This is a genomic window from Tistrella sp., from assembly GCF_002684955.1.
GTDB classification, from domain to species: Bacteria; Pseudomonadota; Alphaproteobacteria; order Tistrellales; family Tistrellaceae; genus Tistrella; species Tistrella mobilis.
In genome coordinates, this window is record NZ_NYWI01000084.1 from 1 (window position 1) to 9,135 (window position 9,135).

Sequence of the window (9,135 nt, forward strand, 5' to 3'; positions counted from 1 at the left end):
CACCTGCCTTCGCGGGGGTGACGGGAGAGGGGTTGGAGGGCGGGACGGAAACGCCATGCCGTCCATGCCCGCCGCGGCCGGCCGCCCGGTCCCCGATCACCCTGGCGCCGCCGCCCTGCTGACGTCACACCCCGGCGGCACCGTGGTGGCCCCTGCCCCCACCACCGTCATCCCCGCGCAGGCGGGGATCCACCTTCCTGTCCGCACGACAACCGCCATCCATCCACATGACAGAAAAACGGAGACATCCATGTTCGCATCCGGGCTTCTTCAGGGCCGTCGGGCGCTGATCACCGGTGGCGGGTCCGGGTTGGGGCTCGCCATTGCGCGGCGCTATGCCGAACTCGGCGCCGATCTGGTGCTGGTGGGGCGGCGGGCCGCCGTGCTGGAGGCGGCGGCAGAGGGTATCCGCGCCGATCACGGCGTGGCGGTCGACTGCCTGCCCTGCAATGTCCGCAATGCCGATGCGGTCGAGGCGATGATGGACCAGGCCTTCCGGAACCGGCCGGTCGATATCCTGGTCAATTCGGCCGCCGGCAATTTCCTCGCCCGATCGGAGACGCTGTCGCCGCGGGCGATCGATGCGGTGGTCGATATCGTGCTGAAGGGCGGGGCCAATGTGACGCTCGCCGCCGGCCGGCGCTGGATCGCGGCCGGGATGCCGGCCGCCGTGCTGTGCATCCTGACCCAGTCGGCCCTGACCGGCGCGCCCTATAAGCTGCCCTCGGCCATGGCCAAGGCGGGGGTGCTGGCGATGATCCGCTCGCTGGCGGTGGAATGGGGGCCGGCGGGGATCAGGCTGAACGGCATCGCGCCCGGCCCCTTCCCGACCGAGGGCGCCTTCGGCCGATTGCGGCCCGCGGGCACCGACCTGCCGCCGGCCGAGGCGGGGGTGGCGCTGGGCCGCACCGGCCGGCCGCAGGAACTGGCGGATCTGGCCGCCTTCCTGGTTTCCGACGGCGCCGGCTATATTACCGGCGAGGTGCTGGCGATCGATGGCGGCCGGCGCCTGGAAGGCGCCGCCGGCCCGGAACTTCCCGCCCTGCGCAGCTGGACGCCCGACACCTGGGCGGCGCTGCGCAATCTTGGACGACAGCCCGCCGCAGCGGCCGGCGGAAAGGAGACGGCATGATGTCCCGCGCGCTTGCGAACGTCCCCCTGGGCCGGGGTGGGCCGGCCGTGCCGGTGCTGGGCCTGGGCTGCATGGCGATGACCGGCAGCTATGGCGCGCGCGACGCCGGCGAGGCCCTGCGCACCATTCACCATGCCGTCGATCGGGGCGTGACCCTGATCGACACGGCCGACATGTATGGCTGGGGCGCCAATGAGGAGCTGGTGGGCCAGGCGCTGACCGCCCGCCCCGGCCTGCGGCAGCGGGTGCAGATCGCCACCAAATTCGGCTTCGTGCGGCCGGATGGCGGCGGCGATATCCGCGGCATCGACGGCCGGCCGGAACGGGTGCCGCTGGCGCTGGAGGCGAGCTTCCGCCGGCTCGGCACCGATGTCGTCGACCTGTGGTATCTGCACCGGCTGGACCCGGATGTGCCGGTGGAAGAGACGGTCGGCGCCATGGCCGACGAGGTCCGGAAGGGGCGGGTGAAACAGATCGGGTTGAGCGAAGTTTCACCGGCAACCCTCAGAAAAGCCGCAGAAATTCACCCGATCGCCGCGGTGCAGAGCGAGTTTTCCTTGGTCTCTCGCGAGCCCGAAAACGGCCTGCTCGCCGCCTGCGCCGAGACCGGGACCAGCTTCGTCGCCTATGGCGCGCTGGGCCGCGGCCTGCTCGCCGGATCGGTCGGCGGCGGCGGGCTTGCGGCGGATGACGGGCGGAAGATCTACCCCCGCTTCGCGCCCGAAAACCTTGCCCGCAATGCCGACCTCGCCGCCCGGCTGGCGGCACTTGCGGCCGGGCGCAACACCACCCCCGCCGCCCTGGCGCTGGCCTGGGTGCTTTCGGCCGGCACCCCTGCCGCCCCGGTGATCGCCCTCTTCGGCGCCTCGCGGCCGTCGCGGGTGGACGACAATCTGGCGGCATTGGCCCTGCAGCTGACGGCAGAGGACCGCGCCATCATCGGCGCCGCCCTGCCGGCCGAGGCGGTGGCGGGGGATCGCTATGCGCCGGACCGGATGGCTGCCATCGATCGGTGACATACCCCACCGGGTGACATCGGGCGGTCGGATCGCTACATATTCCCGGTTCCGCAACCGGCGAGATGAAGGAGACGCGATCGCATGACCGCCATCGACCGCCTGCCTGCCACCGATCCCCGCGCTGCGCTGAAGCTGTTGTCGGCGGCGTTGATCAAGGTTCACAAGGCGATGCTCGATACCGAGCTGGAGCGGTTCGGTGCGGCCGCGGATCCGTATCAGCGGTTGTCGCTGGTGACGGGGCATCCGGATTTCGCCTGGCTGAAGGCCATCTCGGATCTGATCGTCGCAATCGACGAGACCCGCAGCCCGCGGCGCCTGCCGCCGCCGGGGCCCGGGGATGTGGCGCGGCATGCAGGCGAGGTTGCCGCCCTGGTGCGGCCGGGGCCCGACAGCCTTGCGACCGCAGAGGCCGGCGAGGCCGCGGGCGCGCAGGCGCGCTATCATGCCCTGGTCGGCGAGGTCACCGAGGTGGCCGTGGCCCATGGCGTGCTGCGCAAGGTGCTGGACCAGCTGCACCCGCCGGCACAGGCGCATTGATCAGGGCCGACGACCGGAACGACCGGACAATGAAGACCGCCGGGGGCGATACGGCCCCCGGCGGTTTTTCATGGGTGGCGGGCAAGGCTCAGACGAAGGGCGGGTTGCAGTCTTCCCTGCGGGTCTGCTCGGGGCTGTCGGCGCGGCGGTCGGGCTCCAGGTTCCATTCGGCCTTGTGGCGGGCGATTTCGATATGGCAGCTCAGCTGGGCGGCCATGCCGGCCGGGTTGTGCCATTGCGGCGTGGCGCCGAACTTCGCCTGGACCTCGGCGAAGACCGCGCCGGCCGCTGAGGCCGCGACATTGCGGGCGCAATCGGTCGGCACCAGGCTGAGGCTCAGATGCGGTGAGCCGGGATGGGTGGTCCAGCCGCCGCGTTCGATATATTGCGGGCAGGCCGCCGCCGCCGCCGGCTTGATGGCCTGGTCGGCATCGACATAGTGGAAGGTGGCGTTCTTGTTCGCCGTGGGCAGCGTCATGCGGATCACCGGCACGAACCGGCCGGTGGTGCGGTAATAGTCGGCCTGGTCGCCGCGCGCATCCAGCAGGGCCTGATCGCCGGCATTGGCCAGGTAGAAGAAGGATTCGATCGGCAGCTTGTCGCCGATGCCCTGCGCCCAGGTGGCGGCGCGCATCTCGTTCTGCTGGCCCAGAGAGACCGGGCCCAGCTGGTTCATCGCCCGGATGACCTGCTGGAAGGCGTAGGCCGTGCCCTGGGGCGGGTTGGTGTGGTCGGCAACGGTGAAGCCGCAGGCCCGGAACCCGGTGCTGGAATTATGCGGCTGATAGGTGCTCAGCCACTGCTCGGCGGTCAGAACGCCGATCGACTGGCAGGGGGCGCTGCGATTGGTGGTGTCGTCGGTCCGCCTGCCGCACCCCTGGTCGGTGCGCGCATCGGTGGCGCCGTCCAGCGGGAAGGCACAGACGAAATTGAAATCCATCGCCCAGGACGGCGCACCGAAGATCGGATAGACGGTGTAGCCGTTATGATAGTTGAAGGCGAGGTTTTCGAACCGCGCATCGGCGCGCAGATACGAGAAGGATACGCCGCCCGTCCGCACCGATGTGGGGCTCGGATCCCAGGAATGATAGGCGGTGGAATAGCGCGTGCCGCGGAAGATGACGCCCGAGCACAGAAAGGCGGGGCGCGAGGGCCCGCCGCAATCGGCGGCGGTGTTGTAATAGCGATCGGTCAGATCGGATGCGGTATGGGTGCTCTGCGCACCCGCCGGCAGGGCGGCGGCGACGGCCAGCACAAGCGCCAGCCCCAACCCCTGACCCAGACGGCCGATATGTTGCCAGAAACGACTCACGGAAAACCTCCCGGTCGGCGGCACAGCTTCGCGTCGCCGCCCGGGACGACCGGCGCCGGGCATGCAGAGAGCCGGGCGCAGCTGCTGGCAAAAAGCAGATGCGGCGGGCGGGCGACGGAGGTCTGCGCGTGGTTACGTGACCAGGGGATTGTCCCGATTCGGCTGGGTGTTCTCAATCATTAATTGTTAAATATCCTCATAATAAACATCTAGGGTTCTAATGCTGAACCCGGTTCCACTCGATCGCCCGGCGGCGCCAGTGCTCGCCGATCGCCTGGGTGAAATCGGCGCGGACCAGCTTGGCGCGGGCGATGAGGTGGGTGTCGTCCTCGCGCCGGATCACGATGCCTTCGGGCGGGCCGTCGCGATAGCGGCTGCGGGCGCCGGTCAGGATGCGCAGAAGCCCCTCGACGCCGTCGGTCACCCGGCCGGTGAACAGGGCCGGCACGGTTTCGATGCCGATCTGCTGCGCCAGCGCGTTGCGGGCCCTGGTGCTGCGGAAACGCCCGGTCTCGCGCTCGTAGACATCGAAAGCCAGGAACAGATCGGGCAGCGCGTCATAGCCCAGGGAATGCCGGGCGGCCAGCCATTCGCCGAACAGGATCAGCCGGTCGATGGCCAGCGCATCGAACAGCCGGTCTTCATGCAGGGCCAGCCAGTCGCCCAGACGCTCGAACTGGCCGGTGAAGGGGGCATGGAGATACTGGCCGCGATTCTGCGCGCGCACCAGCCCGGTCTCAGGGTCGACCGACAGGCCCAGATTGGCGCCGTCGACCTTTTCTTCGATCACCACCGGCCCGTCCAGCAGGTGATCGATCTCCTCGGGCGAGAGCAGCTTGTCGTCGCGCGGTGCACCCGCGCCAAGCCAGGCGACATGGGCAGTCTGGGGAAAGCGGAAAAACCCGGTCATCGGCCGAACTTGTTGTGGTGGAAACGCTGGGCCTCATCCTTGCAGATGAAGCGGACCTCCACCCCGTGATGCGCCAGATCCGGCGCCCAGTCGAGCCATTTCGAATCCGCCGCCTGCAGGATCGGCGGATGGGCGGGGTGGGCTGAGGCCACCGCAACGAATTTGCGGTCGGGCGGATCGAAATTGCCCAGCGCCGGATCATCGGGGAATTCGGCCCAGCCGCGGGCCTCGTCGGGGGTGATGGTGACCTGTTCACAGCGCGCCGGATTGCCGGCCTGACGCAGCAGCCATTTCAGGAACACATCCCCCGGCCCCTTGCCGCGATTGGGGCGCAGCTTGTGGCCGTATTCTTCCAGGATCGCCCAGCCGTCATCGATCACCACCCGGCCGGATTGCAGTATCTCCTGCAGGGTGAGCGCACAGGCCGCCACGCAATCGGGGCCCACGTCGTCATGGGCGCCATTGGCGATGAGCAGGACATTGGTATCGATGATCCGCCGCGGACGGGGCGTGGGTCCCTCGCTCATGCCCCGCCCTCCCGGCGCGCCTTGCGCCGGGCGGCCGCCGCCACAGCGCGGGCGGGGACATCGGCCATCTCGTCGCCGAACACGTCGTCGGGCCAGTTCAGGATCTCGCCGGTCTCATCCATCTCCAGCCGCTCGATCGTGGCCGGCACCGTGCCCGGGCACCAGTGTACGGCCACGCGGTCGGCCGCGAGCTGCGCCTCGGCGATGCGGCGCTGAATGCGGTTCAGCAGCGGCTCGGAATGGGTCTCGACCAGGATCTGAAGCCGGCGGGCGCGGCCGCCCTCGCGGGCATCGAGCGCGTCGATCAGCAGATCGCCCAGCGCCGCCTGGGCGGCCGCATGCAGATGCAGCTCGGGCTGTTCCAGCCAGAGGGTCGATCCGGCCGGCACCAGAAAGGCCGCCACCGCCGCCGGCAGCACCTGCGACAGGCCGAACCCGGCCTCGGCAAAGGGGGCCTGGCCGCCGCGCCGGCCGCGGGCGATCAGGGCCACGCCGCCCGGGGCATCGACCAGATCCACCCCCGCGACCAGGCCGAGGGTCGCCAGACGGTCGGAAATCATGTCGGCAAAGCCGCGCGCGGCGCCATCGCCGATCGAAAGCCGGCGGCCGGCGCGGTCGGCCGCGGCCATGGCCGGCACGGCCCCCTGCCCGCGCGGCCCCACATCGGCCGGCACCCGCGCCGGCACGGCATAGCTGCGCCGCGGCCGGGCACGCAGGGGGCCCAGCATCACGAAACCACCGACCGCGGCGGCGGTGGCGGCGGCCAGCACATCGATGGCGGCCGCATCCTTGTCCACGGGATGGCCGTCATGAACCGCCACCACCCGCAGCGGGCGGTCGGCCTTATCGGTCACGGTCCAGTGAAGCCCGTGCAGCCGCGGCCGGCCGGCCGGATCGAGGCCCAGTTCGACCGACACCGCCAGCCGGCGCGCGCCCTGCACCAGGGCCGCCTGCATGGACGCATCGGGCTGCCAGGCCAGATCGATGCCGATGAGCCGCGTAGGCTCGCGGTCGCGGATCATGTCGCGCACGGCCTCGGCCGGCAGGGCGGCGACCAGGGCCGCGGGGTCGGTGAAACCGCGATCGGCGATGCGGGCCAGCGCGTCCAGCGCCTGGGCGATGCTGCTTTTGCCGGCGCCATTGGCGCCGTAGAACAGGGTGAGCGGGGCCAGCGCGATATCGCCGCTATCGGCCCAGGCCCTGACATTGCGCAGACGGATGGTGGTGTACATGGGGGGCAGACCTCCGGCCGGGTCCGCGTGATGCGGAACGGGCCGACCCTATCAAGGCCGCCCGCCCATGACCAGAGGACCCGGGGTCGCAGCCCGAAGGCGGCCGCTCAGGCGCCGGCCGACAGTTTTTCCAGCGCCCCGCCCGGGAACCACGAGGTGTCGATGCGGTAATAGCGGTCCTGAAAATCCGCCATGTCGCGCAGGCCCTGCTCGTCGGCGATGCGGATCGAGCGGTCGATGCGTTCGATCAACCCGGCGCGTTCCATCAGCGACAGGGTGCGGCTGACATAGACATTGGTCAGCCCCAGCGTGTCGCCGACCAGTTCCTGGCTGAGCGGCAGTTCGAAACTGTCGCCGACATCGGGGTTGGTGATGCGCAGCCGGCTCAGGATTTCGAGCAGGAAATGCGCCACGCGCTCATCGGCATTCATCCGGCCGATGGTGCGGATCCGGTCGAGCAGAACCACGTGGTCGATCATGCCGAGCGTCATGATCAGCGCGGTCAGCCTGGGGCTGTCGGTGAAGATGGTGTCGAGCCGGCTTTTCGGAAAAGGGCAGAGACAGAGGTCGGTTGCGGCCTGCAGGCCGGTGACGGCATGTTCATAGGCGATGTCGGGAATGCCGATCACATCGCCCGGATGATGGATCTGAAGCACCTGCCGACGGCCATCGGCCATGATGGTGTAGGAAAAACACCAGCCGGTCTTGACGACATAGAACATTTCCGTGGGCGCGCCCATCTCGCGCACCACATCCCGGACCCGCCATGTCTGTTCCTGTCGCTGCAGATCGGTGAGATGTTCTATGTCCGGTCGGGACAGTTCCAGGTAATACCCCATTTTATCGATGAGACAGTCACCGGATCGCGGCGATTTTCTGGTATAGATGTCTCTCATGCGAGGATACGCCCGTGCCACAGTTCGTAGAGACCTTTCTTATGAAAGTAGCATGCCCCCGCGCGGGTTCCGATGTTTCCGGATCGGGCAAAAGTTGACATGATTCAATAGTTCAAGCCAGCTGAAAATTATTGGTGGAGTTTAAACCAGTTTAAAGCCGGGAACAAAGGATCCGGTCAAGCGTTGAGCCGTCCGTACCCGCCGGCCGGCGGGCATGGACAGCAAGAGGAAGGACGCTCAGATGGCCACCCCTGCCACGACCGAAACCTCGAATCTCATTTCCGCAGACCGGGTGGAGGGCACCTCGGTCTACGGCGCCGACGGCGAGAAGATCGGCTCGGTCTATGGTGTGATGCTCAACAAGCTGAACGGTCGCGTGGCCTATGCCGTGCTCTCGTTCGGCGGCTTCCTGGGCATCGGCGAGAAATACCACCCGGTTCCCTGGGACGTGCTGAAATACGATACCTCGAAAGAGGGCTATGTGGTCAATCTGACCCGTGACCAGCTGGAAAACGCCCCCACTTACGACCGCGGCGACGAGCGGCGGCTCTATGACCGGACTTACGAGGAATCGGTCCACCGCCATTACGGCGTGCCGCCCTACTGGATCTGATCTCACCCGACATCGGCACGGCCAAAGCGCAGCCCCGCCCTCGCCGTGCCGATCGGTGGAGGAAGGCCCGGACACCCTTGGGGGTGCCGGGCCTTTTTTCGGGTGGGGGCTCGTTATCGGACGGGGGCGTCTTTGTCGGCGGAACGGAACGTGATAATCTTCAAAGACCATGATGTTCGGGGAAACAGGTTCCATGGCACGTGTGGAAAAGGTCAGTGTGGCCCTGACGCCCGAGATGGCCGGACTGGTCCGCCAGGCCGTCGAAGCTGGTGAATACGCCTCGGCCGGTGATCTCATGCGGGAAGCCTTGCAGGATTGGCAACAGCGCCGCGCAGAACGACAGGACGCCCTTCAGGAAGTGGGGCGTCTGTGGGATGAAGGTCTGGCCAGCGGCCCCTCAATCGACGGGGAAGCGGCATTCGAAGAGATTCGGATCATGCTGGACGAGCGGCTGAGCCGCACTCCCCGCCCATGACCTTTCGCCTGCGGCCTGCCGCGGCGAACGATATTGCCTCCATCGCCCTGACGATTGCAGAAGACGATCCCCTTGCCGCCCAACGATGGCGCGGCAGGATCCTGGAATATTGCCGACGTATCGGGGAGATGCCGTATATCGGCGTGGCCCGACCGGAAGCCAGGCCGGGTCTGCGCCTGTTTCCGGCGGGAAATTACCTGATTTTCTATCGCATCACCAGCGAGGGCGTGGACGTGATCCGCGTCGTTCATGGTGCGCGGCGATGGCGGGATCTCTTTTAGAGACACCTGCGGCGACGACTCTCCACGTCTGCACAGGCGCCATCCGCATACCGCTCATTCCCTCCCCCCACCGCCCGCCCACCCTCCGCCGTGGTGCGGAGGTAGTCGCGCGGGCTGGCGCCCAGGATGCGGCGGAACATGGCGGTGAAGGCGCTGGGGCTGTCATAGCCGAGGTCGAGCGCGACGTTGGTGACCGTTTCG

12 protein-coding genes are annotated in these 9,135 nt (G+C 68.2%); 6 read left to right on the plus strand and 6 right to left on the minus strand.

Annotated elements, in window-relative coordinates; translation table 11 throughout:
• The first annotated feature begins 250 nt into the window (after positions 1-250).
• The 3 genes from CMO28_RS28005 (at position 251) to CMO28_RS28015 (ending at position 2,688) form a co-directional block, all read left to right on the plus strand.
• Entirely contained in the window at positions 251-1,132 is an 882-nt protein-coding gene (locus CMO28_RS28005) for an SDR family oxidoreductase (protein WP_296720321.1), read from the plus strand.
• Entirely contained in the window at positions 1,129-2,148 is a 1,020-nt protein-coding gene (locus CMO28_RS28010) for an aldo/keto reductase (protein ID WP_296720323.1), read from the plus strand. The genes CMO28_RS28005 and CMO28_RS28010 overlap by 4 nt, the downstream gene beginning before the upstream one ends.
• A gap of 84 nt (positions 2,149-2,232) precedes the next feature.
• A complete protein-coding gene (locus CMO28_RS28015) occupies positions 2,233-2,688 on the plus strand; it encodes a hypothetical protein (protein ID WP_062770049.1) in 456 nt (151 codons plus the stop codon).
• Positions 2,689-2,776: 88 nt separating this feature from the next.
• On the opposite strand, the gene CMO28_RS28020 is transcribed toward CMO28_RS28015, so the two are convergent.
• From CMO28_RS28020 to CMO28_RS28040, 5 genes are all read right to left on the minus strand, one after another.
• Entirely contained in the window at positions 2,777-4,000 is a 1,224-nt protein-coding gene (locus CMO28_RS28020) for a DUF2599 domain-containing protein (protein ID WP_296720329.1), read from the minus strand.
• Between the two features lie 217 nt (positions 4,001-4,217).
• The gene (locus CMO28_RS28025; RefSeq protein WP_296720331.1) at positions 4,218-4,910 is read right to left on the minus strand and encodes an RNA ligase family protein; all 693 of its coding nucleotides are present in this window, start codon (positions 4,908-4,910) and stop codon (positions 4,218-4,220) included.
• Positions 4,907-5,437 carry a hypothetical protein gene (locus CMO28_RS28030; RefSeq protein ID WP_296720334.1) on the minus strand — a complete coding sequence of 177 codons (531 nt, stop codon included), beginning with the start codon at positions 5,435-5,437 and terminating at the stop codon, positions 4,907-4,909. The genes CMO28_RS28025 and CMO28_RS28030 overlap by 4 nt, the downstream gene beginning before the upstream one ends.
• Complete coding sequence (locus CMO28_RS28035; protein ID WP_296720337.1) at positions 5,434-6,669, minus strand: AAA family ATPase; 1,236 nt, start codon at positions 6,667-6,669, stop codon at positions 5,434-5,436. Before CMO28_RS28035 ends, CMO28_RS28030 begins: the two co-directional genes overlap by 4 nt.
• A 107-nt stretch (positions 6,670-6,776) precedes the next feature.
• Positions 6,777-7,565, minus strand: coding sequence for a Crp/Fnr family transcriptional regulator (locus tag CMO28_RS28040; protein ID WP_296720340.1), 789 nt, complete (start codon positions 7,563-7,565; stop codon positions 6,777-6,779).
• Between the two features lie 241 nt (positions 7,566-7,806).
• Here CMO28_RS28040 and CMO28_RS28045 point away from each other — a divergent pair, with 241 nt between their 5' ends.
• From CMO28_RS28045 to CMO28_RS28055, 3 genes are all read left to right on the plus strand, one after another.
• Complete coding sequence (locus CMO28_RS28045) at positions 7,807-8,178, plus strand: PRC-barrel domain-containing protein (RefSeq protein WP_014753033.1); 372 nt, start codon at positions 7,807-7,809, stop codon at positions 8,176-8,178.
• Between the two features lie 193 nt (positions 8,179-8,371).
• A complete protein-coding gene (locus tag CMO28_RS28050) occupies positions 8,372-8,653 on the plus strand; it encodes a ribbon-helix-helix domain-containing protein (RefSeq protein WP_296720353.1) in 282 nt (93 codons plus the stop codon).
• A complete protein-coding gene (locus CMO28_RS28055) occupies positions 8,650-8,934 on the plus strand; it encodes a type II toxin-antitoxin system RelE/ParE family toxin (RefSeq protein ID WP_296720356.1) in 285 nt (94 codons plus the stop codon). The genes CMO28_RS28050 and CMO28_RS28055 overlap by 4 nt, the downstream gene beginning before the upstream one ends.
• Here the strand turns inward: CMO28_RS28055 and CMO28_RS28060 are convergent.
• Positions 8,931-9,135: helix-turn-helix domain-containing protein (locus tag CMO28_RS28060; protein ID WP_296720358.1), on the minus strand; the 205-nt coding region annotated here is incomplete at its 5' end. The genes CMO28_RS28055 and CMO28_RS28060 overlap by 4 nt on opposite strands.